This is a genomic window from Bacillus sp. G16, from assembly GCF_021282335.1.
GTDB classification, from domain to species: Bacteria; Bacillota; Bacilli; order Bacillales; family Bacillaceae; genus Bacillus; species Bacillus inaquosorum.
Genome location: NZ_JAJSOZ010000007.1, coordinates 233,964 through 259,571, shown reverse-complemented (window position 1 = coordinate 259,571; position 25,608 = coordinate 233,964). Strand labels below are relative to the sequence as shown.

General features: G+C 41.3%; 27 protein-coding genes and 1 pseudogene. 8 read left to right on the top strand and 20 right to left on the bottom strand.

Annotated elements, in window-relative coordinates; genetic code table 11:
- Positions 1-320: 320 nt before the first annotated feature.
- The gene (locus tag LWH95_RS11790; protein WP_148981675.1) at positions 321-779 is read right to left on the bottom strand and encodes a TlpA disulfide reductase family protein; all 459 of its coding nucleotides are present in this window, start codon (positions 777-779) and stop codon (positions 321-323) included.
- 69 nt (positions 780-848) lie between these two features.
- A complete protein-coding gene (gene ahpA / locus LWH95_RS11785) occupies positions 849-1,391 on the bottom strand; it encodes a biofilm-specific peroxidase AhpA (RefSeq protein WP_019258276.1) in 543 nt (180 codons plus the stop codon).
- Positions 1,392-1,634: 243 nt separating this feature from the next.
- On the opposite strand from ahpA, the gene mscT reads away from it, so the two are divergent.
- Complete coding sequence (gene mscT / locus LWH95_RS11780) at positions 1,635-2,438, top strand: small-conductance mechanosensitive channel protein MscT (protein ID WP_003238907.1); 804 nt, start codon at positions 1,635-1,637, stop codon at positions 2,436-2,438.
- 37 nt (positions 2,439-2,475) lie between these two features.
- On the opposite strand, the gene LWH95_RS11775 is transcribed toward mscT, so the two are convergent.
- From LWH95_RS11775 to fadH, 14 genes and pseudogenes are all read right to left on the bottom strand, one after another.
- On the bottom strand, positions 2,476-2,721 hold the full coding sequence (locus LWH95_RS11775; protein ID WP_003238909.1) for a YkuS family protein: 246 nt from the start codon (positions 2,719-2,721) through the stop codon (positions 2,476-2,478).
- A gap of 60 nt (positions 2,722-2,781) precedes the next feature.
- The gene (locus tag LWH95_RS11770) at positions 2,782-3,906 is read right to left on the bottom strand and encodes an N-acetyldiaminopimelate deacetylase (protein ID WP_232919647.1); all 1,125 of its coding nucleotides are present in this window, start codon (positions 3,904-3,906) and stop codon (positions 2,782-2,784) included.
- 69 nt (positions 3,907-3,975) lie between these two features.
- Positions 3,976-4,686: a 2,3,4,5-tetrahydropyridine-2,6-dicarboxylate N-acetyltransferase gene (gene dapD / locus LWH95_RS11765; RefSeq protein ID WP_003238912.1), complete on the bottom strand. Its 711-nt coding sequence runs from the start codon at positions 4,684-4,686 to the stop codon at positions 3,976-3,978.
- 104 nt (positions 4,687-4,790) lie between these two features.
- The gene (locus tag LWH95_RS11760; RefSeq protein ID WP_003238914.1) at positions 4,791-5,246 is read right to left on the bottom strand and encodes a flavodoxin; all 456 of its coding nucleotides are present in this window, start codon (positions 5,244-5,246) and stop codon (positions 4,791-4,793) included.
- A 15-nt stretch (positions 5,247-5,261) separates the two neighbouring features.
- Entirely contained in the window at positions 5,262-6,155 is an 894-nt protein-coding gene (locus LWH95_RS11755; RefSeq protein ID WP_060398522.1) for a WD40/YVTN/BNR-like repeat-containing protein, read from the bottom strand.
- The gene (locus tag LWH95_RS11750; protein ID WP_232919646.1) at positions 6,145-6,621 is read right to left on the bottom strand and encodes a flavodoxin; all 477 of its coding nucleotides are present in this window, start codon (positions 6,619-6,621) and stop codon (positions 6,145-6,147) included. The genes LWH95_RS11755 and LWH95_RS11750 overlap by 11 nt, the downstream gene beginning before the upstream one ends.
- Positions 6,622-6,731: 110 nt before the next feature.
- On the bottom strand, positions 6,732-7,613 hold the full coding sequence (gene ccpC, locus LWH95_RS11745) for a transcriptional regulator CcpC (RefSeq protein WP_003238920.1): 882 nt from the start codon (positions 7,611-7,613) through the stop codon (positions 6,732-6,734).
- Between the two features lie 146 nt (positions 7,614-7,759).
- On the bottom strand, positions 7,760-8,203 hold the full coding sequence (cbpB, locus tag LWH95_RS11740; RefSeq protein WP_003238922.1) for a cyclic-di-AMP-binding protein CbpB: 444 nt from the start codon (positions 8,201-8,203) through the stop codon (positions 7,760-7,762).
- A 138-nt stretch (positions 8,204-8,341) separates the two neighbouring features.
- Positions 8,342-8,539, bottom strand: coding sequence for an AbrB antirepressor AbbA (gene abbA, locus LWH95_RS11735; protein WP_010886502.1), 198 nt, complete (start codon positions 8,537-8,539; stop codon positions 8,342-8,344).
- A gap of 133 nt (positions 8,540-8,672) precedes the next feature.
- Positions 8,673-9,191: a ribonuclease H-like YkuK family protein gene (locus LWH95_RS11730; RefSeq protein WP_003218672.1), complete on the bottom strand. Its 519-nt coding sequence runs from the start codon at positions 9,189-9,191 to the stop codon at positions 8,673-8,675.
- Between the two features lie 110 nt (positions 9,192-9,301).
- A complete protein-coding gene (locus LWH95_RS11725; RefSeq protein WP_003218671.1) occupies positions 9,302-9,541 on the bottom strand; it encodes a YkuJ family protein in 240 nt (79 codons plus the stop codon).
- Positions 9,542-9,810: 269 nt separating this feature from the next.
- A pseudogene (locus tag LWH95_RS11720) lies at positions 9,811-9,996 on the bottom strand (manganese catalase family protein); the annotation flags it as partial.
- Between the two features lie 261 nt (positions 9,997-10,257).
- A complete protein-coding gene (locus LWH95_RS11715) occupies positions 10,258-11,481 on the bottom strand; it encodes an EAL domain-containing protein (RefSeq protein ID WP_003238927.1) in 1,224 nt (407 codons plus the stop codon).
- 63 nt (positions 11,482-11,544) lie between these two features.
- Positions 11,545-12,309, bottom strand: coding sequence for a 2,4-dienoyl-CoA reductase (fadH, locus tag LWH95_RS11710; protein ID WP_060398520.1), 765 nt, complete (start codon positions 12,307-12,309; stop codon positions 11,545-11,547).
- 142 nt (positions 12,310-12,451) lie between these two features.
- Here fadH and LWH95_RS11705 point away from each other — a divergent pair, with 142 nt between their 5' ends.
- The 4 genes from LWH95_RS11705 (at position 12,452) to LWH95_RS11690 (ending at position 15,821) form a co-directional block, all read left to right on the top strand.
- Positions 12,452-13,312 (top strand): metallophosphoesterase, encoded by an 861-nt coding sequence (locus LWH95_RS11705; RefSeq protein WP_060398519.1) that lies wholly within the window; start codon positions 12,452-12,454, stop codon positions 13,310-13,312.
- Positions 13,313-13,368: 56 nt separating this feature from the next.
- Complete coding sequence (locus LWH95_RS11700; RefSeq protein ID WP_080030847.1) at positions 13,369-13,863, top strand: L,D-transpeptidase family protein; 495 nt, start codon at positions 13,369-13,371, stop codon at positions 13,861-13,863.
- Between the two features lie 75 nt (positions 13,864-13,938).
- Positions 13,939-15,231 (top strand): MFS transporter, encoded by a 1,293-nt coding sequence (locus tag LWH95_RS11695; RefSeq protein WP_232919645.1) that lies wholly within the window; start codon positions 13,939-13,941, stop codon positions 15,229-15,231.
- Between the two features lie 125 nt (positions 15,232-15,356).
- Positions 15,357-15,821 (top strand): YkyB family protein, encoded by a 465-nt coding sequence (locus LWH95_RS11690; RefSeq protein ID WP_003238939.1) that lies wholly within the window; start codon positions 15,357-15,359, stop codon positions 15,819-15,821.
- A 42-nt stretch (positions 15,822-15,863) separates the two neighbouring features.
- Here LWH95_RS11690 and cheV read toward each other — a convergent pair whose 3' ends face one another.
- Positions 15,864-16,775, bottom strand: a complete 912-nt coding sequence (gene cheV / locus LWH95_RS11685; RefSeq protein ID WP_032732103.1) for a chemotaxis protein CheV — start codon at positions 16,773-16,775, stop codon at positions 15,864-15,866.
- 206 nt (positions 16,776-16,981) lie between these two features.
- Between cheV and LWH95_RS11680 the strand changes: the two genes are divergently transcribed.
- Together LWH95_RS11680 and LWH95_RS11675 are read left to right on the top strand one after the other, a co-directional pair.
- Positions 16,982-17,143 (top strand): hypothetical protein, encoded by a 162-nt coding sequence (locus LWH95_RS11680; protein WP_003238943.1) that lies wholly within the window; start codon positions 16,982-16,984, stop codon positions 17,141-17,143.
- A 201-nt stretch (positions 17,144-17,344) separates the two neighbouring features.
- A complete protein-coding gene (locus tag LWH95_RS11675) occupies positions 17,345-18,526 on the top strand; it encodes an aminotransferase A (protein ID WP_003238945.1) in 1,182 nt (393 codons plus the stop codon).
- 9 nt (positions 18,527-18,535) lie between these two features.
- On the opposite strand, the gene kinA is transcribed toward LWH95_RS11675, so the two are convergent.
- Positions 18,536-20,356: a sporulation histidine kinase KinA gene (gene kinA, locus LWH95_RS11670; RefSeq protein WP_003238947.1), complete on the bottom strand. Its 1,821-nt coding sequence runs from the start codon at positions 20,354-20,356 to the stop codon at positions 18,536-18,538.
- A 163-nt stretch (positions 20,357-20,519) separates the two neighbouring features.
- Positions 20,520-22,640 (bottom strand): peptidoglycan D,D-transpeptidase FtsI family protein, encoded by a 2,121-nt coding sequence (locus LWH95_RS11665; protein ID WP_232919644.1) that lies wholly within the window; start codon positions 22,638-22,640, stop codon positions 20,520-20,522.
- 338 nt (positions 22,641-22,978) lie between these two features.
- Between LWH95_RS11665 and LWH95_RS11660 the strand changes: the two genes are divergently transcribed.
- Positions 22,979-23,773: a CAP domain-containing protein gene (locus tag LWH95_RS11660; RefSeq protein WP_232919643.1), complete on the top strand. Its 795-nt coding sequence runs from the start codon at positions 22,979-22,981 to the stop codon at positions 23,771-23,773.
- A gap of 519 nt (positions 23,774-24,292) precedes the next feature.
- Here LWH95_RS11660 and LWH95_RS11655 read toward each other — a convergent pair.
- Positions 24,293-25,183 carry a Vgb family protein gene (locus LWH95_RS11655; protein ID WP_232919642.1) on the bottom strand — a complete coding sequence of 297 codons (891 nt, stop codon included), beginning with the start codon at positions 25,181-25,183 and terminating at the stop codon, positions 24,293-24,295.
- Positions 25,184-25,608 lie beyond the last annotated feature (425 nt).

Below are 25,608 nucleotides of genomic sequence, written 5' to 3'. Positions count from 1 at the left end.
ATGTTTTATTTTTCAAAAGAGTCCTTTATTCACAAGGGGTTGAGGGTCTTTCGAATTCAATTGGTATAATGTTGAAAATATATATTTTACTTACTTCTTTAATGAAATTTAGTGTAATATCTACAATTTTCGAGTTATGGGATATGAAATTTATCTAAAATTGAGGAAAAACATAAAAAAATAGCAGTTTTTTTAGCGTATCAATCAAACAAATCACCATTTCCTATGCCCAAATTTGGAAAAATAAGCTTCTTACTCTTCTCCGATTACTTTCTTGCACAAATAAAAAAACCTGAAGAGATCAGGTTTTTTATGAAGAACTATTCAGATGCCTGTTCTATTTCAGCCAGAACGCGATTCACACGTTTTTCAAGCATTTTCATGCCGCTCCCTCCGGCTTGGAAGTGACGGAGCTGTCCTGTTTGATCAAACACATAGTATGCAGGCACATATTCATTTTCAAATGCATCGGTTAAAGCATGATCACTGTCGACAAAAATCGGCTGAGTAATGTCGTGTTCAGCAGCTACATCTTTAATTTTTTCGAGATCAAGGTCATCTTCGGAACGAGGCATATGCACAGCTACAACGTTCAGTTTATCTTGATATTTATCACGAAAATCATTCACTTGCGGCATCACTTCTTTGCACAGATGGCAGCTGATGGACCAGAAATGAATAAGCGTCGGCTTTTCCCCGATCAATTGCTCTCTCGTTACTTCACCATTGAACCAAGCTTTTTCCCCTGTTAATTCAGGCATTGGCTGACGTAATTTCATTGCTTTTCCCTCCTATTAAACAGAAAGGCCTAACGAATATGTTAGACCCTTTTTCGTTCTTAGAAAGAATTAAAGTGTTTTTTGGCCTGGTTTCCAGTTGGCCGGGCAGAGTCCGCCAGTTTGCAGCGCTTGAAGAACACGAAGCGTTTCATCAACATCACGGCCAATGTTATTATGGAAAACCGTTTGATATTGGAGCTCGCCTTCAGGATTGATAATAAACAATCCCCGCAAGGCCACACCTTCTTCTTCGATTAATACGCCATATTCACGGGATACCTCGTGGTTTGTATCAGCAGCAAGCGGATATTTCAGCTGGCCAAGGCCGTTTTCTTTTCGGTCTGTATTAATCCACGCCAAATGAGTATGGATTGTATCAGTAGAAACCCCGATTACTTCTGCATCAAGATCTTCGAATTCGTCATAGCGCTCAGACATTGCTGTAATTTCTGTCGGACAAACAAAAGTGAAATCCATCGGATAGAAGAACAGCACTGTCCATTTATCTTTTTTCATGTTTTCCTCAAGACTTACTTTGCCAAATTCTTTACTTGCAAGGACTGCTTCCATTTCAAAACGAGGAGCTTGTTTACCTACCATACGTTCCGCCATATGTATCCCTCCAATTTATAGTTTGGCTTAAAAGCCGGATTCACATGAAAATAAAGGATTTTTATCCATATTACGTTAATAACATCACAATGCCCATTATATAGGAGGAGATTTCCCGAGTCAATTTTTAACAAATCTTGCATGTCTTTGGCTTCGACATTTTCAAATAAAACGTTTAACATGTTCATGTATAGGGTAACAAATCTCAACGTGCAGCAATCAATTCAGAAAAGGAGCACCAACATGGATTTTATTAAACAATACGATTGGGCTGGACTGATTACAAATGCAGGTGTTCTGCTCATTAAACTCGTCATTATGATATTGCTCTATTTTATCGTTCGATCATTAGGCATGAAAATCATTAAACATCTGTTTGCAAAATTCGAGGAGCAGAACAGCTTGTCTATCGGACGTGCACATACGCTCCGAAGCCTGACCCTTAACATATTTGCTTACATACTGATTTTTATATTCTTCGTCATGGTTCTGGATCTGTTTCATTACGATCCAAGCGCCCTTTTAGCGGGAGCAGGAATCGTCGGACTGGCTGTCGGATTTGGCGCCCAAGGGCTTGTCAGCGACATCGTGACAGGTTTTTTTATTCTGCTTGAAAAACAATTGGATGTTGGAGATTATATTACCGTTTCCACCTTTAACGGAATTGTCGAGCAGGTTGGCTTAAGAACAACTCAAGTCCGCAGCTTTGACGGAACACTGCATTACATCCCAAACAGAAACATTACAAACGTGAGCAATCATTCTCGGGGAACAATGCAGGCTCTGGTTGATATTAAAGTGCCGACTGAAAGAAACATTGATGAAATGATCCACATTTTACAGCAAGTATGTGATGAAACGGCAGCCGCTCTCCCGCAAATAAAAGAAGGCCCCAATGTCATCGGAATTCAAGAACTGGGAACCTCTGAAATTGTGATCAGAATCATCGCCAAAACAGAAAATATGGAACAGTGGCGGGTCGAGCGAGTGCTGAGAAAAGAAATAAAAAACGCGCTTGACCGCGCTTTTCCTAAAGAAACAGAATAAATAAAAAGAACCGAAGCTCTTTGCTTCGGTTTTTATTTTACTGAATTCTGCTTTCAACTTCGCTGCAAATTTCTTCAGCAGTCATCCCGGAAGCTGTAATGACAGGTGCTTGTGTTACCGTATCGGCTATCCCTTGCACATTATTATCAAGACCTGTTACGACACAGCAGTCACAGCCTTTTGCATCGGCAGGGCTTTTCATCATTACAACGTCATATCCTTTTTCTTTTAATGCAGCTTCTACATCTGATAACGATTGTTCAATTCCTATTTTTTTAGCCATATTGAACACCTCCGTTTACTAGAGTGCTCATTTTATGGAATTTTATTCTTTCATTTGTACTTAATTGGCATAAACAGAAAAATAACCTGTCATGACGTTAACCGCTGTTTCTATCGCATTTTCATCAGGATTCAGCTTTGCGTGATGAAGCCCATGTTCAGAATCAGCGCCGAGCCAAAACATGAAGCCGGGATATTTTTTCAGCATGTAGCCAAAATCCTCTCCAGTCATTGCTTCTTTTGCTTCAATTACTGTTGCCAGTTGGTGTTCAGCAACGAAAGACATAAATTCTTCTGTCAGTCCGCTCGTATTGTAAACTTGGTGATACACAGACGGATATGTCACTTTTCCTTTACAGCGGAACCCAATTTCGATTCCTTTTACCAAATCTTCAATCCGTTCCTTTACCTGCTTCATCGATTCTTCAGAAAGCGTACGGATCGTGCCTTCCAGGTGAGCTGTTTGCGCGATGATATTTTGCGCTGAACCGCCGGTAATGGTACCAACTGTAATGACGGCACTGTCCAGCGGATCTGTGTTTCTAGAGATGATCGTTTGTAGCTGGGTGACAAGTGTGCTTGCTGCTACAACCATGTCCTCAGCCAAATGCGGATAGGCTGCATGTCCCCCTTTGCCTTCCAGATCGATGACAAGCTCTGATGTATTCGCAAAAAGGAGGCCGCTTTTTGTCGAGATGGTGCCTACAGGCAGCTCTGGAGCAATATGCAGCGCAGTGATGAAATCAGGCTGCCACTTTTTTAATACATCGCTCTCGAGCATTGGTTCTGCACCGCCAGGCCCTTCCTCTGCGGGCTGGAACAGAAAAAGCAAATCATGTTTGACCGGGTGGTGAACAAAATGGTCAATAATGCCGAGTGCAATCGTCATATGCAAATCGTGTCCGCAGGCGTGCATGTTGCCGTGATGCTCTGATGCGAATGGAAGACCGGTCTGCTCTTCAATGGAAAGTGCGTCGATATCCGCTCTGTACGCCAGCATTTTTTCCGGCGCCGTCCCGTTCACCTTTACAAAAAGCCCTGTTCGCCATTTCTCAATTTCAATTCTGTCTTGCGGGTATTGTTCCAAGACATTTAATAAATACTGTTGGGTTTTGAACTCCTGAAATCCAAGCTCCGGTATACGGTGCAGATCTCTGCGGATTGCGATGAGCTCCTCTTTCTTCATTTTCATTCCTCCTGCCTATACGAATAAGGCGTGGATATATTATCCACGCCCTTTTTATCAAATCATTCCTTACAGCTGGCGTAATTCCTGCTTGATTTCAGTTTTGCCTTTTGTTTTCTCATCAATGTCTTTGATTTTTTTAGCAGGTGTTCCTGCAACAACAGTGTATGGCTCAACATCGTTTACTACGATCGCTCCCGCAGCAACAACGGCTCCTTTACCTACTGTTACGCCTTCAAGCACAACGGCATTTGCGCCGATCACAACGTCGTCTTCAATGACAACCGGTTTAGCGGATGGCGGCTCAATAACGCCCGCAAGTACAGAACCCGCGCCGATATGGCAGTTTTTACCAACAGTAGCTCGTCCGCCCAGTACAACGTTCATATCAATCATTGTACCTTCACCGATGACTGAGCCGATATTGATAGAAGCACCCATCATGATGACTGCGTTATCACCGATTTCAACTTGGTCGCGGATGATCGCGCCCGGCTCGATACGCGCTTTGATATTTTTAAGATCAAGTGTTGGAATCGCAGAATTGCGGCGGTCATTTTCAACCACATAGTCTTCGATTTTGCTTTGATTTTCTTCAATTGCTGTTTGGATTTCGCTCCATTCACCGAAAACGACACCAGTGTTTCCGTTGATAAAAGCTTTCGCAGATTCGCCGAAATTGATTCCTTCCAGCTCACCTTTCACGTAAACCTTTACAGGTGTAGATTTTGTACTATTTTGAATAAATGAAATAATTTCATTTGCGTCCATCATTTTCATATGTAAAGTCCTCCTCCTGATTTTCTACCTCATTACTGTATCAAAGGAAAGATACAAAGACAAGAAAAAAAGGAACAGCCGCTTTAGCAGTTCCCATTGGGTGATCAGACAGCGCATCCGCTTTTCTTTGCGAATTGTCTCCCGAACTCCATTAATTCTTCCTCTTCTTCACCTTCTGGATTATTTTCGATTTTTACCGAAGGCAGAACAATTTCGCCTCCGCGTTCTTTTATTTTTGCTTCAAGCGTATCAACCGCTCCGCAGAAAAATTCATATGCTGTATCACCGGAACCGAATACAGCGCATGTTTTGCCGGAGAAATCAATCTCATCCATGTCTTCAGCAAGGTCTAAAAATTCATCAGGCAGATCTCCGTCACCCCACGTATAGGTTCCCATAATGATATGATCATAGTCGTTAAACAGCTGTGCATCATCAATATCCATCGCTTCGAAACGGTCTGCTTCCGCTTCCGCCTCCTGAAGCCCCTTTTCAATCAAATCTGCCATTGCTTCAGTGTTGCCTGACATTGTTGCATAAACGAGCAATATCTTCCCCAATTCTATTTTCCTCCTCTAATGAATCATTGCTGAAACTTCGTACGGCTGGACAAATTTACATTCATACAAGCCTGCACAAAAGAAATTCTCTTTCTGATTGGCCACTCTCCACCCATGCCCTTTAATGGTATCGAACCATTTTAACGCCCTGGCTTCGAGATCAGCCTGGTAAATTCTCGAATAACCATTTTCATCTTGCGTGGTGGTAACATATATGATTCCATCATCCTCTGAAATATCAAGAAATGATTCTTCTTTTCTGATCATGCTGGATTGTATGGTGAATTCTTCGTCAGTCAAAATATTCCTAACAGTGACAGCACCGTGCTTTCCTTTCACAGAACCCATCGCCGCCACCAGCCAATTTTCATTGAACACGAGCATGGATGCCGTCATCCGGCTTTCCTCTTTCTTAACGATTTGGACAGTGTCACGTTTAAAGTCGTAAGCCCAAATGCCTCCAAAATATTCGTGTATTTGTGTGCCAATGAAAAGGCTGCCGCCGTGCAGGCATAACGAACGGATAACAGGCGGGTTATCAAAATCCGCAAAAGGCTTGGCTACACGCCACGAAACCCCAAAATCATCCGATACATAAATGCAATGCTTGCCGTGGGCGCAGACAAACCCGTCGTTTCGGCCGGTAATCGCCCACACTGTTGCATTTGTCGGAAAGCTAGACATCGTCCAGGTTTTCCCTTCGTCAGACGATCGAATGACAGTTCCCTTTTCACCTACGCCAAATAAGTACGGCCCTATGTAACTGATGCAATGAATTTTGCTTTTCAAACGAAAAAGCTTTCTCCAGCCCTGCTCCAAGGAATAATGAAAAATGCCTTCTCTTTGTACCGCCACAAAATAACCAGAAAATGCCGACGCCGTGACAGCAGTCGCTCCTTTATGAAACATGGCTTTTTTCCTTGTTCATATAATCTGCCCATGCAAGAAAACCTCTCGCAAACGCTCGGCAGCTTTCTACATCTTCATCTGTCTCAGGCGCCAGTTCGATTTTTAATGTTTCCTGGTAAACAGCAGCTCCCGCCTCTTGCAGCATGTCACTGAACAAATTGACCGCTTCACAAAACTTCGGATATGAATAATCACCAGATCCGAAGCAGGCTGTTTTTAAGCCATTAAGCTGAAGCTGTTTGACCTCTTCAAAAAAATCCTCCGCTTCGTAAGGCAGGTCGCCGTCGCCCCATGTATACGTGCCAATCAGCACATAATCATAGGATGTCAGAGCAGACACATCCGCATCATCTATCTCGACACAATCGATATCCAACTCATATTCTTGAAGCGTTTCTTTTATAATTGCAGCAATGTCTTCTGTATTTCCTGACATGCTGGCATATGTAATCAAGGCTTTAGCCATGTTATCACCTCATCAATTGATAATGATTTTCAATATCATATGTATCACTTTAAATGATAATGATTTTCATTGTCAATATATAAATAAAAAAAGACAGCATATCGCTGTCTTTAAAATGGATTTTCCTGATCCAGCATATCCTTTATCACTTGTACAAAAGCTTGAACTTGCTTCAGCTCAAAGGCAGGTTCATAGCCTAATAGCCATGTATCCCGTCCGATTGGTTGCTCCTTCGTGTCTAACAGAGGCATTTTGTTGACTTTATCTTCGTTTTGCAGGGTAACAGACGGCAAAATGGCATAACCGATTCCGTGCAACGCCATCTGTTTGCACGTTTCAATCTGATCAACCAATATTGTCTGTTTTGGAGACGTTTTAAATTTTTGATGCCACCAGTGCTGAATTTCCTGAAAATAAGTGCTGTCGCTTTTAAATTGGATAAACGGCCGTTCTGTATGGGCAATGTCTTCGATGCAGGAAATTTCAGTGTCCACTAAATAAAGGTGATCTGTCATTAAGTAATCTTTACGGCCCTTCCACTCAGGGTTGCCTCTTATAATGCCGATATGAACCTGATCCTCATATAAGCTTTTCAGCATTTCGCTGCTCCAGCCGGTAATGAGCGAGACCTTTGCATTCGGATACTTTTCCACATACGTCTTCAGGACTTTAGGGAGCCAATGCTGGCCGATTATGGAGGCGACGGCAAGCTTCAATGTGCCGTGAATTTCACCTTCAAGCTCATCAATATTTTCTCTTATTCTTTCCTGCTCTAACGTCACATCATTCGCAAACTGAATGATTTTCTCACCGGCCGGCGTTACCGTTAATCCTTTTTGGGATCTTAAAAAGATTTTTGTGCCCCACGCCTTTTCAATTGTTTGTAAGCGCTGAGATAAAGCCGGCTGAGATACAAAAAGCCGTTCCGCCGCCTTTCTCATATTTAACTCCTCAGCTAAAACTACGAGCATATGAAGCTCTTGAAGCTGCATGTCGTCCTCCTTTTTATGATCAATAAGTTTTTCTTATCTCCCATTCTAATAAAATCTTTGTTTCTGATTCAAGCCCTATTCTGGTTTAAATTATGTATGCGCTTTCTTAGTTGCTCTGCCAATATAATAAAAATAGGCCGTAAAGCCTACTTGTTTAATGAGCGTATGTGCTTATTCAATTCCTTTAAAACCACTCTTCTCGTAAAAATTCCTTCAAACACCTGCTCATCATTTTCAACACAGACAAATCCGTTATTAATGACCATGCCGAACCCCTTCATAATTGGATCATTTATATGAAGACGCGGAATATCGGTGACCATGACTTCCTCGACAGTAATCTGGTCAAGCTTTTCAAATTCAATTCGCTCAAGCCCGAAAATGCTGTTCATGATCATATTTGTACCGATTAAACCATGTAAACGATAGGAAGCATCAAGAACTGGAATGGCTGTGTATCCGGTTTTTGTCAGCACTAATAATGCGTGCTCAAGGTTATTGCCGACTTGAACGTGCGCTACTTTGTCCGCCTCAATCATAAATTGTCCGACTGTTGCCTCAAGAAGCTGGTCTGATTGTAAGCTTATCATGTTTTCGACCCCTTTTCATTTTCATCAACAATACATTCCCTATATTACAATAATATAAACTTTATCAGTATTTGTCGAAAAGTTTCCTTTCAATAAAAAAGATACTCTTTGGGCGAGTATCAATTATAGGGTGCTCCATTAATTTTCAAATCGAAATCGGTCGTATAGCGTTACAAGTTTTTTGTAGGTGGTTCCGTCAACGTTTTTGGTTCCTGTCTCTATATCGTTGATCTCACTGCTTAAAAGCTCGATGGCATATTCATGGTTGATCAGGATATTCAGCAGAAGTTTTTGTTCTTCTTCTGTAAATCGTTCACCGATAAGACTCATTCGCAATCAGGCCCCCTGTTTTATACTGAATACCTCTGAAAGCAAGACAACTTACTTTCAGCTCTACCGCTAGAATAAGTAATCAGAAAACAAACGTCAACCGCATAATTCGACATTTCCCTTGGCTTTTCAGCCGGAATTATTTTGTGAAACGATTTGCATAGCTGAAGGCAGTGTATGAATCCGGCTTTATTTTCGCCTCAATCCCCATGGAAGTGATACGTCCTGTCATTTCTTGGATCAGTTCTTTTGTAAGTCCTTTTTTCCCAATATCCAAATGAACCTCAAAGGTAAGATCCGCCCCCTCACCGGTAAAGGGCAGGAGCAGATCGGTAATATCCATTAAGTGCCCATCAAGAATATGAGCGGCCGTTTCTTGGCTGTACGCCGTTTCTAACGAAATCTTCTCCCGAAGGCTATGTATGGGTCTGTCGACTGTATGATTTTTCAAGCAGCCCCAAGCTCCCTTGCCTGTACGATGCAAATGCAATGCGGTAATAAACTTTGTGTAATCGCGGTAGACCTGTGAATCGGTTCCGATCGATAACACATAGGAAGAACGGGGGTCCTTTCGAACAAAGGCTTTAAGCCGTTCCATCACATCTTGAAAGGTCATCTGTGCTTCTGAAAGATTATAAAACAGAAAAGAATCAGCCATGACGACACTCCTTTTCAAGGATTTACAACCATGAAACAAGTATGTTCCTTATCGTTTATTGCGATTACTTTTTGCAAAAGCGGAAGCTTGTTCACCCTATATCAGGAATCTTACTGAAGAAGTTCAAAGATTTCGATGGAAACCATGTCGATATTATCAAACGGATATGTGTTAGGTTTTTCACCTTTTTGGAAAACCGTCAGCTCAAACGTTTGATTTTTTTCGAAATATTTAACACTGCATATTTTCTCACCATTTACTTCGAAATAACGCTGCATTGGCTCGTTAGCCGCTTCCGCTGTTTCTTGCAGACTTTGCAGCCGTGTGATGATACCCATTAATTGTGACATTCTAAAAAAAGACTCCTTTCAAAAAGCAACTTCAAATCAACAAGTATTTATTATAATACAAGTTCTATTGAGCATCATACCATAAAGTCGTACAGGATGGCATTTTCACTGCTGAAATTTAAGAAAAGAAAAAATGTGAAAAAACTATTTTTAATTAGTTTGAGGCTTTTTTTGGAATGTCATGCACACAATTATGTTTTTTTTCATATGCCCGCAGAGTCAAGAAGCTTTTTTGCAATTTCAGCAAATTTTTTTTGAAATTCCTGGTGAAGTTCCACGTGGCCAAACTTCTCAGCAGTCATACTGGATACGAGATCGCAAAGCGGCTTTCATGTTGTTCTTGCTTCGTAAATTAAACGATTGGAATATGTAATGATCAGAGTGGACTTCTTGCCGAATTTGCCGCCTAATAGCTCTTGCACGGCCGCTGCTGCATTGAGTCGGGGTGTTCGCACGCTGAAAGAACATTTTTGTTCCTCCCAGAACGTTTTCCACTAGTAAGGTTTATTGTTTCGTTAGATTGTCTTATGCTTTGGCAAATAAAAAAACTTGGCGGGGGTAGCGCCAAGCTTTTTCGGATCTTGATCTGATAGAGGGGTTGGGGAACAGAGAGTAGCTTCTCTCTATAATTAAATGATAATGATTCTCAGTATCAATGTCAATCGTTTTTTGATATTTTTTTCAATTCATATAAAAAAAAACGGCCATTCAGCCGCTTAAATCAGTCCATCCTGTTCATATAAATAAGAATAAGGCAAGTCTATAAATAAATACATCTGATCATCCATCGGATACGAAAACGTTCTAATCATTTCACCTGTTTCCAAATCACTGTACAAATCACTGAAAAATCCTTTTCTGAGATTTCTCATCCTCATAATGTTCTCCAGAAAATAAGGTCGCCAGCTCCAGTTCTTTTCCGCATATTCCGGCTGGTACACCCATTCTCCATCCTGTTTAAACACATTTCCCGTCAGCTGATCGCCTTCTTCATCACACATGTAAATTCTAAAGCTGCAATCTGTCAGCTCTTCCGCCAGCTTTTTAATAAAGTCATCATCAGAAGATAGATTGTTTTTTCGCAAAGACGTTACAGCCTGATGCACTCGTTTGTAAAACTGTTCAGAGTGCTCATAGACGGTTTCAAGCTTCTTTTTCTCATGTGTGATAAATTGGTGAAATTCAGTTTTAAGTCTTTGTTTCAATACATCTCTCTCTAGAAACGTTTCAGACGGAGACACCAAGTAATAGCCCTGAAAATAGCGGCCCCCGTTTCTCCAAGCGTATTGAAGCTGGAAGTTCGCCTCAATGTCTTCATACAGCAGCGCCGCACCGATTTTTCTCGCTAATAAAGATATGCTGTAAAGCACATGCTCATATGACGGTGATGGCTGTGATACTTTCAGCGCCTGCAAATCGATTTTCAACAGATCTGGTGAGAGCAGTGCGATTCTGTCCAAGTTGCTGCTTTCTTTTCCGATGTTATCAACTGCGATTTTAATTCCGTATGTACGATAGTAGGCAAGCATATGGTAGAGCTGCTCAATATCCCCTTCAAAATTGTGCTCTGTAATTTCAAGCACAAACCGATGGAGTTCGATTCCCTTTGCTTCATATTCTTTCAGAAGCTCCAGAAAGCTTTCACCATGATCAAGCATTAGGAGATTGGCATCCTGATTCATAAAAATCAGCAGATCAGAATCCGCTTCTAAAAAGCGGTCAAGAGCCTGGCGGATAATTCTGTTATCAACCTCTAGTTTATATTCTTCAGGTATCCCTGCATCTAAAAAGAAAGGCCCGAGACTTTGGATTTCTGAATCTGCCAAAATTCGTCCGAGCACCTCATATCCGACGATCTTCTGTTCCTCGGCACTGAAAATCGCCTGGTAATATGGAAGGACATCATCAATGTTCGTTAAAATATCAAGTGGATCCAACATGTTATCACCTGCTTCTCTATCTTTGTCTGATTATACCACATTGAATCCATAGATTAATATGCTTTAAAACGGATAAGGATTCAGCCATTGCCCCCCATCCATTGTGATACAATCCCCGTTTATATAGGATGCTTCGTCAGAAAGCAAAAACGCGGCCAAAGAAGCGATTTCCTCCGGCGTGCCCAGCCGGCCCAGCGGTACACTGTTCATTGTGCGGGCCATCGCTTTTTCCGATTCAAAAAGCTTTTCCGCACCTCCTGTTCGTTCAATTGGGCCGGGTGCGATGGCGTTTGTTCGGATTCCGTATTGGCTTCCCCACTCAACGGCCAGCGTTCTTGTCAGTGACAATACCCCTGCTTTAGCCGCAGCGGAATGAACGACCCCCGCTCCTGCTCCCCAAGCGTATGTGGCGGCCATATTTAAAATGACACCCTTCTTCTGCTGCTCGATCCAATGCTTTGCCGCGGCTTGGCTGCAAAAGAATGTGCCGTTTAAAACAATCTCAATGACGGCTTTCCATCCATTGGGCGTCAGCTTTTCTGCCGGACAAATAAAGTTTCCGGCCGCATTGTTAATCAGCGCGTCAAGCCGGCCAAAGGCTTTTATCGCTTCTGTAATCATTTCTGAAGCGGCCGAATCAGAACGGACATCCATTTGAAAACATGCGACCTGCCCCTCAAAGGTCTCAATTTCTCTTTTCGTTTCCTCAAGTGCTTCCTGGTTCCGCCCTGTCACCATGACGTACCAGCCTAATTCAGCCTGTTTTTTTGCCATTGCTTTTCCCATGCCGCTTGACCCGCCGGTAATGATAACCGCCTTTTTTTCCATGATTCTCCCTCCTGTTATGAATGAGTATTCATTCAATATTATTCTATCATTATATGCCTGCTTCTGTCAGTACATGCTGACATGAGATTTTTTTAAGATACAGATGATATAATAGAAAAACTCTATTAAAGGTTGGTTTGAAATGAAAAAGATGTCCAGAAGGCAATTTCTAAAAGGAATGTTCGGCGCTCTTGCCGCCGGGGCTTTAACGGCCGGCGGAGGATACGGCTATGCCAGATACCTGGAGCCGCATATGATTGAGACAACCGAACACACAATAAAAAGCTCTCTCATCCCGCATGGATTTGACGGTTTTAAAATCGTGCAGTTCAGTGATACGCACTTGAGTGATTATTTTACTCTTGAAGACTTAAAAACTGTCATTCTGACAATTAATGAATGTAAGCCTGATCTCATTGTTTTTACCGGTGATATCATCGATAATCCTGATACGTATCTGCAACACCAGGCAGTGATTCCATTGTTGAAAAAACTGAATGCGCCCTTCGGCAAGCTTTGTATTTACGGCAATCATGATCACGGAGGCTATGGAACTGCCGTATACAAAAGCCTGATGACAGCCGGCGGTTTTACGGTACACCGCAATGGCTATCAAACATTGTCGCTCACAGATGGCAGCGAAATCGAGATTGCATTTCTTGATGACTTAATGCTCGGAAACCCAGATTATGAAGGCATCCTATCAAGGCTAAGCGACAGACTTTTTTCCATTCTGCTCGTCCATGAACCTGATGCAGCCTTGAACACAACAGGCTATCCGGTGAATCTTCAGCTTTCCGGCCATACACACGGCGGCCAGATTCAGCTGCCTTTTTACGGACCGATTATTACGCCTCCATATGGAAATGTCTACACAGAGGGAATGTATCAAACAGGCAGCACCCATATTTACGTAAATCGCGGCCTCGGGATGACCAGACTGCCTTTGCGGTTTCTGGCCAAACCTGAAATCACTGTCTTTACCTTAAAAAGCACAAATTAATGTAGCAGGATGGGCTCCTCATCAATACTTATAAGTAAAAAGAGAGGGTGAGGAAACTGCTTACGTACCAGGTGAAGCAAGGTGATACACTGAACAGCATCGCAGCTGATTTCAGAATCAGCACCGCTGCATTAATACAGGCTAATCCGTCACTGCAGGCAGGGATCACTGCGGGACAACGCATTGTCATACCCGGTCTGCCGGACCCCAATACGATTCCGTATCATATCGCAGTCTCAATCGGAGCGAAGACCCTTACGCTGTTCCAAAATAATCGGGTAATGAAAACCTATCCCATCGCCGTTGGTAAAATACTGACGCAAACGCCCACTGGCGAGTTTTACATTATTAACCGCCAGCCCAATCCCGGGGGCCCATTTGGCGCTTATTGGCTAAGCCTTTCAAAGCAGCACTACGGAATACACGGGACGAATAATCCCGCTTCGATTGGCAAAGCTGTTTCTAAAGGCTGCATTCGCATGCATAACAAAGACGTGATCGAACTCGCTTCAATTGTGCCAAACGGAACAAGAGTCACCATTAACCGGTAATGTTTTCTTATTTGTTTCAAAAACAGGCGGTTTATAATATGATAAAGTGGGACCTTTAGGGTAAGGAGCGTTTTTATGGATATATTTAAAAATCGTAATTTTGTTCGTCTATTTTTCGCAGCACTCGCTTCTCAAATGGGCACGACAGTAGGCAACATGGCATTTGCTTTTTTCTTGCTGGACCGCTTCAGCAGCCAGCCTTCATATACGACCTTGGCGGAGCTGATGTATTCTCTTCCTACCGTATTTGTATTTCTGATCGTGGGAGTCGTCGCGGACCGTTTTGACAGAAAAAAGGTCGCGGAAAACTGTGATTGGATCAGAGCCGGCCTGACTGTCGTTCTTTTTTTCACTTTATTTACCGGCAATATTCCTCTTGTTTTCTTTATTTTATTTGTCAGAAGCGCTGTAACGAAGTTTTTCTTTCCGGCAGAAAACAGTTTGGTACAAGCTATCTTGCCGAAGGAGCATTATGCGAAAGCGGCAGGGCTTAACCAGATGCTTTTTAGTATTTTTATGGTGTTCGGAGTCGGAATAGGCGCTGTTATGTACAACACAATCGGAATTGAAGGCGCCATTATTCTTGATTTTGTCAGCTTTATCATTTCCGGGCTGCTGATCCGCAGCTGCCGGATTCCGAAAGAAGCCCGACAGCCAAACGGTGCATTCAGCTGGAGAAAAGCTTCTGTTAAAGATTCAATAAATGATTTTAGGGAAGGCATTCTCTATATTTTAAAAAACAAACTGCTGGCATCTCTTATTTTCGGTTTCTTCATATTTGGATTTGTCAACGGAGGATTCGCCGTATTGCCGATGTTTACAATGAAATACGGATTGGCACCTGACCGTTATGAGTGGCATACATCTGTATTTACGATCGCACTCGGGTTTGGGCTGCTGGCTGGAAGTGTAATAGGCACGATCATCTCTAAAAAAGTGAAGCCGCACTTTTTAATGTCGATACCGATTTTCATTGCAGGCTTACTGATTTTCGTCCTCGGCTACACGAATGTTTTATGGGTGTATTACGCGGCAGCTTTTGCCCTGGGAATGTGCATCGGACCGATCAACATTGCAATCGGAGGATGGATGCCAAAGATTGTTCATCCAAAGCTGATGGGACGTGTAAGCGGCTTGCAGGACCCTTTTATGATGTTTGCACAGTCTTTGACACTCGGCTTAGTTGCGCTGTTATTCCCTAAGTTCGTTTCAAACATTGATTATCTTTATTACGGCATGGGCGTTATCATCCTGCTTGTTTTTATTTTTTATTTTGTTGCACTGCCAAAATACAGTGCACAGGCTGCGGAAGTGAATGTTCAGGAAGCATTTCAAGAGCAGCCGAAGAAGAAAGTAAGATCTGTATAATATACGTTAAAAATGCGCTTTTTTTCTCAGAAAAAAGCGCATTTTTACATTCAATATTTGCATTTCAACTTTAAAAAAGTATAATCTAATCATATAGAATTTGATAAGAGCAAAGGAGAGAAATAATGGACGACCATGCATATACGAAAGATCTGCAGCCAACCGTAGAAAATCTTTCAAAAGCAGTTTACACTGTGAACCGCCATGCAAAAACCGCCCCCAACCCTAAATACCTATATCTGCTGAAAAAACGGGCTTTGCAAAAGCTTGTCAAAGAAGGTAAAGGAAAGAAAATAGGGCTTCATTTTTCAAAAAATCCAAGGTTCAGCCAACAGCAATCGGACGTGCTTATCTCAATCGGAGACTACTATTTTCACATGCCTCCAACTAAAGAAGACTTCGAACATCTTCCGCATTTAGGTACACTTAATCAATCGTACCGAAATCCTAAAGCTCATATGTCTTTAACAAAAGCGAAACACCTATTGCAAGAATATGTCGGCATGAAAGAAAAGCCGCTTGTGCCAAATCGCCAGCAGCCAGCTTATCATAAACCTGTCTTTAAAAAACTTGGCGAGAGTTACTTTTAAAATAAAAACAGCCGTGCCCCTTCAGGCACCGGCTGTTTTTATTTATTCGATGACATACGTATCCACTTTTTTAATCAAATCACTGATCTCAGGCTTGCTGATTTGCTCATCTGCGCCAACGACTTCTCCGCGGTGACGCAAATCATCCGTAATTAATGATGAGAAAATCATAACCGGCACGTCTGAGCTTTTCGGATTTTCTTTCAGGAGCTTTGTGAGCCTGTGCCCGTCCATTTTTGGCATTTCAATATCAGTGATGATCATATCAATCTGTTTTGATAAATCAGTTTCGTTTTCAGCAAGGTTCATAATGTAGTCATATGCCTCTTTTCCGTTTTCAAACGAAGAGATATTGTTGTACCCTGCTTCTTTTAATTCATCCTGCAAGAGGCGCATCAAGAGCGGTGAGTCCTCTACAATGATAAGCTTTTTATCAGTTCTTCTTTCATCGAAGCCCTCGGTATGCATATTGTACGTTTCCACACCTGAGTCTGATTCGATGTCATAAATAATTTTTTCATAGTCAGGCAAAAAGATCATCAGGTCTTCGAGCTTAATAATTCCGGTAAGGTGCCGCTCCATTCCTTGATTTAACGATGTCGGCTTTTCAATTGATTCCCAAGACACTCGGTGAATTTGAGAAACAGATCCGACATGAAAAACAATTTTCCGTTTATTAAATTCAGTCACGATATATTTCTCGTCTTTTGATCCGTCAGGCTCAACTCCAAAAAATGAGAAGAGGCTGATCACAGGAAGAATTTCTCCTCTGAGCTTAATCATTCCTTCTACATGCTGATGGGAGTGAGGCACTGATGTCACCTCGACTGGCTGAATAATTTCCCTTACCTTCATGACGTTAATTCCGAAAGCATTATCGCCCACGCCAAACTTCACAATTTCTAATTCATTTGTACCTGAATCCAATAAAATTTCGTATTGTTGTAACGACAATTCAATCCCTCGCTATTCGCATTCAGTATTGTACTGTATATATCGGCGTAAATTGTAAAAAGTGAATGGCATGGCACTTCAAAATCGGATTCTGGGAGCGTTACGCCGCGATTCTCAAAAAAAGAAACTTTTTTCCTAATAACCATTGACTTTCCAACTAACAGTGATAAAATAGTCAAGGATTTTTCCAAAGAAGGGTGTAAATAATGGGTACCTTAGTAATATTTAAAGAAAATGAAATGACTGTTTTAGAAGATATCAGTGAAGAGACTTATCTGCATATGAAGAAAGAATCAGCTGACCTTCAAGAAGAGCATCCCCCGTATATGATTTGGCACGAAGACCTTCATTTTGATTATGGTTATTAATGAAATTGGCACATATAAACAATAATAGAACATGATACAATAAAGACAATCAAATCGCTGGTTGTCTTCTTTTTTTCTGAAAAGAAAGGTATGTTTAGAAAATAGGCGCATACAATCGAAATATATCGGCTAAACAGGTGACAAATGATCAGCTAGTGGTAAAATAGGATAAACTCATTATATTTGTTAAGGTGATGAATTATGGAACATTTGCTGAATCCGAAAGCAAGAGAGATTGAAATTTCAGGAATACGCAAATTCTCAAATCTTGTAGCTCAACACGAAGATGTCATTTCACTTACAATCGGCCAGCCTGATTTTTTCACGCCGCATCACGTGAAAGCTGCCGCAAAAAAAGCCATTGATGAAAACGTGACGTCATATACGCCGAACGCCGGCTACCTCGAGCTGAGACAAGCTGTGCAGCTTTATATGAAGAAAAAAGCAGATTTCAACTATGATGCTGAATCTGAAATCATCATCACAACAGGCGCAAGCCAAGCCATTGATGCTGCATTCCGGACAATTTTATCTCCCGGTGATGAAGTGATTATGCCAGGCCCGATTTATCCAGGCTATGAACCTATTATCAATTTGTGCGGCGCCAAGCCTGTCATTGTTGATACTACGTCACACGGCTTTAAGCTTACTGCCCGGCTGATTGAAGATGCTCTGACTCCTAACACCAAGTGTGTGGTGCTTCCTTATCCGTCAAACCCTACCGGCGTGACTTTATCTGAAGAAGAGCTGAAAAGCATCGCCGCCCTTTTAAAAGGCAGAAATGTATTCGTATTGTCTGATGAAATATACAGTGAATTAACATATGACAGACCGCATTACTCTATCGCAACCCATTTGCGGGATCAAACGATTGTCATTAACGGCTTGTCAAAATCACACAGCATGACCGGATGGAGAATTGGATTTTTATTTGCACCGAAAGACATTGCAAAGCACATTTTAAAGGTTCATCAATACAATGTGTCATGTGCGTCTTCGATTTCCCAAAAAGCCGCGCTTGAAGCTGTGACAAACGGCTTTGATGACGCCCTAATTATGAGGGAGCAATACAAAAAACGTCTGGACTATGTGTATGACCGTCTTGTTTCCATGGGACTTGACGTTGTAAAACCGTCTGGCGCGTTTTATATCTTCCCTTCTATTAAATCATTTGGAATGTCTTCATTTGATTTTAGTATGGCTCTTTTGGAGGATGCTGGTGTGGCACTCGTGCCGGGCAGCTCGTTCTCAAAGTATGGTGAAGGATATGTGAGGCTGTCTTTCGCATACTCGCTGGACACGCTAAGAGAAGGCCTGGACCGTTTAGAATTATTTGTATTAAAAAAACGGGAATCAATGCAGACGATAAACAACGGCGTTTAAGCCGTTGTTTTATTTTTTGGGAAATGAAATTTTAAACGCTGTGCCTTTTTCGGGATGGCTGTCTACATGGATGACTCCCTGATGATTTTCAATAATATTAAATGTCACCATCAGTCCAAGCCCCGTGCCTTTTTCTTTTGTCGTTAAAAATGGTTCTCCAATCCGGTTCAGCACCTTTTCAGGTATGCCTTCCCCTTCATCTTTGACAGTGACATGAACAGAATGCTCATCCTCCGTTATGATAATGTCTACTGTTCCCCCGTCAGGCATCGATTCAACTGCATTTTTAATTAAATTAATGAATACCTGTTTTAATTGGTTTTGATCTCCGTTTATATAAATGCTGTCTTTTTCATAGCTGGTTCTGATAAAAATGCCATTCAAATTTGCCTGCGTTTCTAACAGGGCCGATACCTCACCAATTAATTTTTTCAAGTTCAAATATTCTTTAACGGCATTTTGCTGGGGTTTTGCCAGCATTAGCAGTTCACTGAGTATTAATTCGATGCGGCTGAGTTCAGAAAATACAATATCAAAGTAGTGGTCATTCCCTTCCATCGTCGGTTTCATCAGCTGCAAAAATCCTTTGATCGCTGTCAGCGGGTTGCGGATTTCATGGGCGATTCCCGCCGCAAGCTGACCTGCGATTGATAGTTTTTCCGATTTTAGCATCAATTCTTCTGTTTGTTTTCTCTCTGAAATGTCCCGAAGAATGACTTGGACAGCCGCTTCACCAAAAAAGGTCGTCGGAATGCAGACCATCTCCGTATAGATGACCCTGTTCTGGAAGGTGAACCAGGATTGCTTGACAATTTCTGACTCTGTTTTTTGCTCGGCGATGTTTCGGATTCTCTCTTTTACATCCTCGTGATCGCAAGGATGCAGCTGATCGTATATGTTTTTGCCAATTAAATCCTCATAGGTAGCCGCTTCAAACAGTGAAATTCCCGACTCATTCATAAATACCCATTTGCCATTATGAATCACCGCAATGGTATCGATTGAATTTTGAATCAGCAGCTGATATCGTTCACGGCTTTTTTGCAGGATGGTTTGGAATTTTTTCCTTGAAGAGATGTCGATCAGCAGCAGCAGTTCAGCCTGCTGGTTTTTGTAGACGGTCGGGGACGCTTTCACTTCTAAATGAACAGGAGTTCCATCAAGCCTTTTCCACGTCTGTTCGATCATTCCGACTTCCATTCCTTTTTGCATTCGTATAATCCTGTTTCTGACGATATCATGATATTCTTCTTCAATAAATTCATAGGACCATTTTCCAATAATGGCATCCTTGCTTTTCGCTCCCAGCATTGAAAGCATCGCGCTGTTTACATAGACGATCTTGCCTTTGACACTGATGCATAGCGGACTCGGGAGATTTTCAACTAACCGTTCATAATCATCCGTTATATATGTAGTCGATTCCGGGCTTGCAGGCTCGATTTCATGTTTTTCGCAGTTTAGGGATTGATGGCCTGTTTCTTCTTCAAGAACCTTCATTTTCAAAATGATTTCCCGTTCTGTCCGCTCAGCTCTTGTCGTAACGATTTCTACCGCAGCCTCCACCCACACAATCGTGTGATCTTTTTTAATAAAACGAAAGGTGCACGGCATCAGATGATGTTCATTATAAAAATAGCTTTCAACTAAAAATTGGTCTTCCTCATGCAGAAACGTTTTGAGGAATGATCCAATCATCTCTCCTTGGAGATAGCCCAAATGCAGTTTAGAGTTGGCAGATATATAAATGATGCGTCCATTAGAGGCCAAGACTGCATGAATATCGGTTTTTGTTTGAAATGGTTTAACATGCTGCGTATCCTGTTCCACAGAATCCCTCCTTTGCATGATCATCGTGTTTCGATATATACAGATTGACTTTTACCTAGTATGATTCGCTAGAAAATGAGTATTCTCCTTCTATTCTTATGGTGATCGTCAATTTTTGAATAAAAGAAAGGGCACACAATCTTTCAGATGTGCACCCTCTTTTTTATTTTTTGCTGTGTTTCTTTTCGAGCTCTGTGTAGGCATGAATAGCTCTTTTGGCAATGAGTTTGTTGATCGGGTCGTGGTCGTTCGCTACAGAAGGTACAACGACACTAAATGCCACTTTTGGATTTTTAGACGGATAATAGCCGACAAATGTCAGATTATACGTGCTTTTTCCCCACCAATTACGGTTTGTTCCGTAATAAAATGTTTGAGCAGTTCCTGTTTTTCCTGAAACATCTTCTGTAAACGTATTTTTAGCTGTCCCTGAAGTGGTAACTAATTTCATTCCGGTCTTTACCTGCTGTATGTCACTTTCTGTGTTGTTAATTTTATTGAGAATGTTTGGCTTTCTTTGTTCAATTGTTTTCCCAAGACCCTCTTTATTGTTGGGCTCGTGTACACTTGTAACAATTCTTGGCTGAATACGGTATCCTCCATTGGCAATTGATGAGATGTACTGTGCCATTTGAAGAGGTGTATATGTATCGTATTGACCGATTGCCAAGTCTAAAATTAACCCCCCTACAGCATCAGGTGTAGTTTGCATTCCAGCTGATTCTTGAGGCAGATCAATACCTGTCTTTACGCCCAGGCCAAACTGGCTGTAGTAATTTCTCATTTTGTTCAAATCCTTCTGATCAGCAGGAAGAGGTCCATGCGGCTTGTATGTTACACCGGCAATGTGCATGGCGACATTAAACATATATACGTTTGAACTTTTTTGCAAAGCCGTTAATTCATTGATGGTTCCCATGTTCATGTAGGATTTCTTCGGCTTGTTATTACCTGCAAAATACAGAGGTGTATCAACAAAATATTTATAATGCGGTATACCGTCTTGATAGCCGGCAAGAACAGTGGCGCCCTTTACTGCTGATCCCATTTCGTATTGTGTTGTAAAAGCACCAATCGCATAATCTTCAATTTTGCTGGTTTCTAAATCTATCTTTTTTCCTGCCATGGACAGTACATCCCCGTTATTAGGATCCATCATTACAACAAAGGCCCTGTCAATCATGTAGTTACCGCGTGCACGGCTTTTTAGCAATTCTTCTTCTATGCTTTTCTCCACTTCCGCCTGAAGCTCCATGTCAAAAGAAAGCTGAAGATCGTATCCCCTGCTGCCTTTATCAATGGTTTTTTGGCTGACGACATTTCCTTTATTATCTTCTACATATTGCACTTTTTCCTTTTGGGAATTTAAGTAGTCTTCATATTGATACTCTATATAACTTTTCCCAACCCTGTCATTATTCGCATAGCCTCTTGTTAAGTAGAAATCTTTCCGGTCGCTCAGCAGGCCCTGATCAGGTGTCGTGACACCTCCAAAAACGGAATAGAGGGTTTTGTCATAAGGATATTTTCGTGTCCAATCGTTTACGATGTCGATTCCCGGAAGTTCTTCTAAATGCTCAGAAACAATTGAAATTTCATCATATGTTAAGTCGTTTTTTGGTCGTTGCGTGGAGCTTTTCTTCTCATCAAGCAGCGTTCCGTTCTTTCCATTGCTGTTGCTTTCATTTGGGTTCATCGCCTTTACAATTTGAGGTTCGTAAGCATTTCCGCTTGAAAACCTTGTATATATCGCAGCGATTTCCATTTCTTCATCATCTCGCTGAATAGCTTTCAGCTCTTGATTCGGCACACGCTCAAGTTGAAGCTTGTAAGCCTGGGCCCCTTTCAGGTTGCTTTCAGATTCCTTAAGCAGAGCGGCGGCTTTTTTCGGATGAGATGCAATCCAGTAATCACGCAAATCTCTTTCCTTTAAAAATTCGGTATCAATATGGATTAAAGCAGCCAGACGCTTCGCTGTTTTGATTTTATCTTCTGTTTTTGTGCTCGATGTAGAAACATACACAATTTCAGGCACACTTTGGTTATCGACAGCCACTTTCTGGTTTCTGTCGTACATCTTTCCTCGCGGCGCGGGATAGTACGCTGTTTTTGCATTTGCTTTCTCAGCGTCTTCTTCATGCTGTTCGCCTTCAACAATTTGAACAACGCCAAGCTTAAAGATTAATGCAGTGAATAGAACAAAGACAGCAAGGAAAAAAAAGTTCATTCTAATTGCCCGGTTTCCTTTGCGCTTTTTCTTTGGTTCACGCCCTATTTCAGTCACTTCTGGTTACCCCTCTCAAATCATTCAATATATTTACATATACTGAGATTAATTTTAACACCTTTGTAACAGTTGTTACAGCAAAAAGGGATAAAAAAAGCTGTCAATATAAAAACACATTAAAATATAACTAACGATTCAAATAAAAGGAAGCTATGTAACTGTACGATAATAATATGAAATGCAGCTGATTCCCTTCTTCTCAGCGGTTATGCGCATATTGGTTACGAAAATGACAATCTCTCTTTGTCAAAGGAAAGTGATGGATACTTTATGACAAAAAAGCTATGTTATGATTTTTTTTGTAGAAACAAACAACTCTAGGAGGTTATGAACTAATGAAGAAAGCATTTATTTTATCTGCTGCCGCTGCGGTTGGATTATTCACATTCGGGGGCGTACAGCAAGCATCAGCGAAAGAACTCTCCTGCCAGCATGTGGTAACAGTAAAAACGGGGAACACTGTGCAAAACATGCCCCTTAACGATGCAGTGAAAAAACTGCATATTAAAACAAATATCAAAACATTAGACGCTGCAAACGAAAAAGAGATCAAGCAGCTTCTTCAAAAATATGCGAAGCAATCTAACATGAACATTCAGGATGTTCAAAAGACTGAAACTGCAAAACCTGCGCAAAAGACTGCTGAAAAAAACACTGCTTCTAAAGCACCAGCTGCTACTGAACAAAACGCTGCTTCTAAAGCACCTGCAGCTGCTGAAAAAACAAACACAACAACATCTGCGCCTTCATCTGTAAGTGCATATGAGAAAAAAGTTGTTGAGCTTACTAATGCAGAAAGACAAAAACAAGGCTTAAAACCGCTTCAAATTGATGAAACGTTAAGCAAATCTGCACGCGCAAAATCTCAGGACATGAAGGACAAAAACTACTTTGATCACCAAAGCCCAACTTACGGCTCACCGTTTGATATGATGAAATCTTTCGGAATCAGCTACAAAACAGCAGGTGAAAACATTGCTAAGGGCCAAAAGACACCAGAAGAAGTAGTAAAAGCTTGGATGAACAGTGAAGGACACAGAAAAAACATTCTAAACCCTAACTTTACTCACATCGGTGTAGGCTACGTTGAGTCTGGAAGCATCTGGACACAGCAATTCATCGGAAAATAATAAAAAATATCCTGTACGATACAGGTAATCTTCAGCTTGTAGAGAAAACCATGTTTTTTCTGCAAGCTTTTTATGTTTTACATTTTCATACACCAATTGATCTGTTTCTAGAAACAGAAAAAAAGCACCCACATATCTAGCCCTGTTGGCTAGGTATATGGCAATCTTCTTCATTTCCGGGTGCGCGGCTGCGAGGAGAACTTGTTCGCTCACATTCCGTTTTCCCTGAAATAGACAAACGATTTTGCCTCCATACATGCGGGGTGATTTACATGATGGCCTTTGCGGTCAGTTGTTGAATGCGTAAATGTGCCGGTTCAGACAAATGCACCTGTCTTTTTCACTGTCGCAATGAAATTACCATTGTGGAAACAAACTTCAGGGCAGGATGATAGCGCCTATGAGCGATTTCACCAAAGATATCACAGTCAGATAATCCTTTAGAGATTGGGGTCGTTAAGTAACCAGATTCGAAAGCGACGGCGACAGCCTGAGGAGCAAAGGGTGGCTCCTTTTTCATTATTTTGTTAACTTTAGTTTTCCTAATTTGTTACATTCTAAGGCAAACCACACTATACCATCATTATCGCATCCAATGCCATGAGGTTCAGCATTAGGTGTGTTGATTGTATATTCTTCAATTGTTTGATCACTTGTCAGCCTTCCTATTTTATTTGCCCCCCATTCGGTAAACCATAAATCAGATTTCATTCCTGCAGCGATAGCATGGGGACGTGCATTTGGTGTAGGGATGTCATATTCAGTTATTTCACCAGAAACCGTAATCTTACCTACCTTATTACCCATGATTTCTACAAACCAAAGCGCATCGTCATGCCCCTTTGTAATCCCTACTGGTCCTGCTGCTGGTGTAGGAATTGGATATTCCGTTAACTCTCCTGATTCGGTTATTTTGCCGATAGCATTGTTCTGGTTTTCAGTGAACCAAAGTGACTGATCCGAACCCAACGTAATAAAAGAAGGATATGATCCTTCATTAGGCAGTTCGTATTCATGAATCTTGCCCTCTGATGTCAATTTTCCTATACGATTTCCATTCATCTCAGTAAACCAGATATCGCCGTTTGGACCTTCCGTAATTCCATATGGGGCTGAATTTGGATGTGGCAAAAGATATTCTATGAATTGCCCTTTTGTTGTCAATTTTCCTATCTTATTAGCTCTATTTTCTGTAAACCAGATATCACCTTTTGAAGACGCCGTTAAACACATGACTCCAGCATCAGGTGTCGGAACAGTATACTCTTGAATTTGCCCCTTCTTATCAATACAGCTAATCTTATTAGCTTTATGTTGAGTAAACCATACCTTTCCTTCGTGTGAAATGGCTATCCCGTATGGACCAGAATCAGAATGTAAAATATTCATTTCTTGCTGTTCAAGCTTCATATCAATTCCCCCATCAATAATAATCTACAAAAAAGCCTCCTATACTCACTTTTCTGAGATAGGAGGCAATGCTTACATTCATACCTAAATAGGCTTCACTTCAAAGCCGCTTTAGTCAGTATAAATAAAGAACATTACCCCATAATCCTATCTCAGAAAATGAATCAATAACCAAAACAAATAAGCATTCAGATCATCGGAAAAATAGTACTGAAGTTAAATGTATAGGTTAAGCTATTGATTCTTTCTTAAAGCTAGGGTTATAGAATCATGTTCTTATTTTCACCCTTCCGTTTTATGTTAAGGCAACAGTAAAATACTGTCTCAGTTTTGTCAACTGCTAAAAATAAAAAAACAATGTATGCAGGAGATGATGATATTTTTCTCCCTCCAAAAAAGGCGTATGACTCGAAAGAAGGGTGCTT

Excerpts from the sequence above, each read along its gene's own strand:
- LWH95_RS11790 (WP_148981675.1), bottom strand. The coding sequence starts at position 779 with ATGAAATTACGTCAGCCAATGCCTGAATTAACAGGGGAAAAAGCTTGG.
- ahpA (WP_019258276.1), bottom strand. The coding sequence starts at position 1,391 with ATGGCGGAACGTATGGTAGGTAAACAAGCTCCTCGTTTTGAAATGGAA.
- mscT (WP_003238907.1), top strand. The coding sequence starts at position 1,635 with ATGGATTTTATTAAACAATACGATTGGGCTGGACTGATTACAAATGCA.
- LWH95_RS11775 (WP_003238909.1), bottom strand. The coding sequence starts at position 2,721 with ATGGCTAAAAAAATAGGAATTGAACAATCGTTATCAGATGTAGAAGCT.
- LWH95_RS11770 (WP_232919647.1), bottom strand. The coding sequence starts at position 3,906 with ATGAAGAAAGAGGAGCTCATCGCAATCCGCAGAGATCTGCACCGTATA.
- dapD (WP_003238912.1), bottom strand. The coding sequence starts at position 4,686 with ATGAAAATGATGGACGCAAATGAAATTATTTCATTTATTCAAAATAGT.
- LWH95_RS11755 (WP_060398522.1), bottom strand. The coding sequence starts at position 6,155 with ATGTTTCATAAAGGAGCGACTGCTGTCACGGCGTCGGCATTTTCTGGT.
- LWH95_RS11750 (WP_232919646.1), bottom strand. The coding sequence starts at position 6,621 with ATGGCTAAAGCCTTGATTACATATGCCAGCATGTCAGGAAATACAGAA.
- ccpC (WP_003238920.1), bottom strand. The coding sequence starts at position 7,613 with ATGCAGCTTCAAGAGCTTCATATGCTCGTAGTTTTAGCTGAGGAGTTA.
- cbpB (WP_003238922.1), bottom strand. The coding sequence starts at position 8,203 with ATGATAAGCTTACAATCAGACCAGCTTCTTGAGGCAACAGTCGGACAA.
- LWH95_RS11730 (WP_003218672.1), bottom strand. The coding sequence starts at position 9,191 with ATGGCTGATTCTTTTCTGTTTTATAATCTTTCAGAAGCACAGATGACC.
- LWH95_RS11725 (WP_003218671.1), bottom strand. The coding sequence starts at position 9,541 with ATGTCACAATTAATGGGTATCATCACACGGCTGCAAAGTCTGCAAGAA.
- LWH95_RS11715 (WP_003238927.1), bottom strand. The coding sequence starts at position 11,481 with ATGTTGGATCCACTTGATATTTTAACGAACATTGATGATGTCCTTCCA.
- fadH (WP_060398520.1), bottom strand. The coding sequence starts at position 12,309 with ATGGAAAAAAAGGCGGTTATCATTACCGGCGGGTCAAGCGGCATGGGA.
- LWH95_RS11705 (WP_060398519.1), top strand. The coding sequence starts at position 12,452 with ATGAAAAAGATGTCCAGAAGGCAATTTCTAAAAGGAATGTTCGGCGCT.
- LWH95_RS11695 (WP_232919645.1), top strand. The coding sequence starts at position 13,939 with ATGGATATATTTAAAAATCGTAATTTTGTTCGTCTATTTTTCGCAGCA.
- LWH95_RS11690 (WP_003238939.1), top strand. The coding sequence starts at position 15,357 with ATGGACGACCATGCATATACGAAAGATCTGCAGCCAACCGTAGAAAAT.
- LWH95_RS11680 (WP_003238943.1), top strand. The coding sequence starts at position 16,982 with ATGGGTACCTTAGTAATATTTAAAGAAAATGAAATGACTGTTTTAGAA.
- LWH95_RS11675 (WP_003238945.1), top strand. The coding sequence starts at position 17,345 with ATGGAACATTTGCTGAATCCGAAAGCAAGAGAGATTGAAATTTCAGGA.
- LWH95_RS11660 (WP_232919643.1), top strand. The coding sequence starts at position 22,979 with ATGAAGAAAGCATTTATTTTATCTGCTGCCGCTGCGGTTGGATTATTC.
- LWH95_RS11655 (WP_232919642.1), bottom strand. The coding sequence starts at position 25,183 with ATGAAGCTTGAACAGCAAGAAATGAATATTTTACATTCTGATTCTGGT.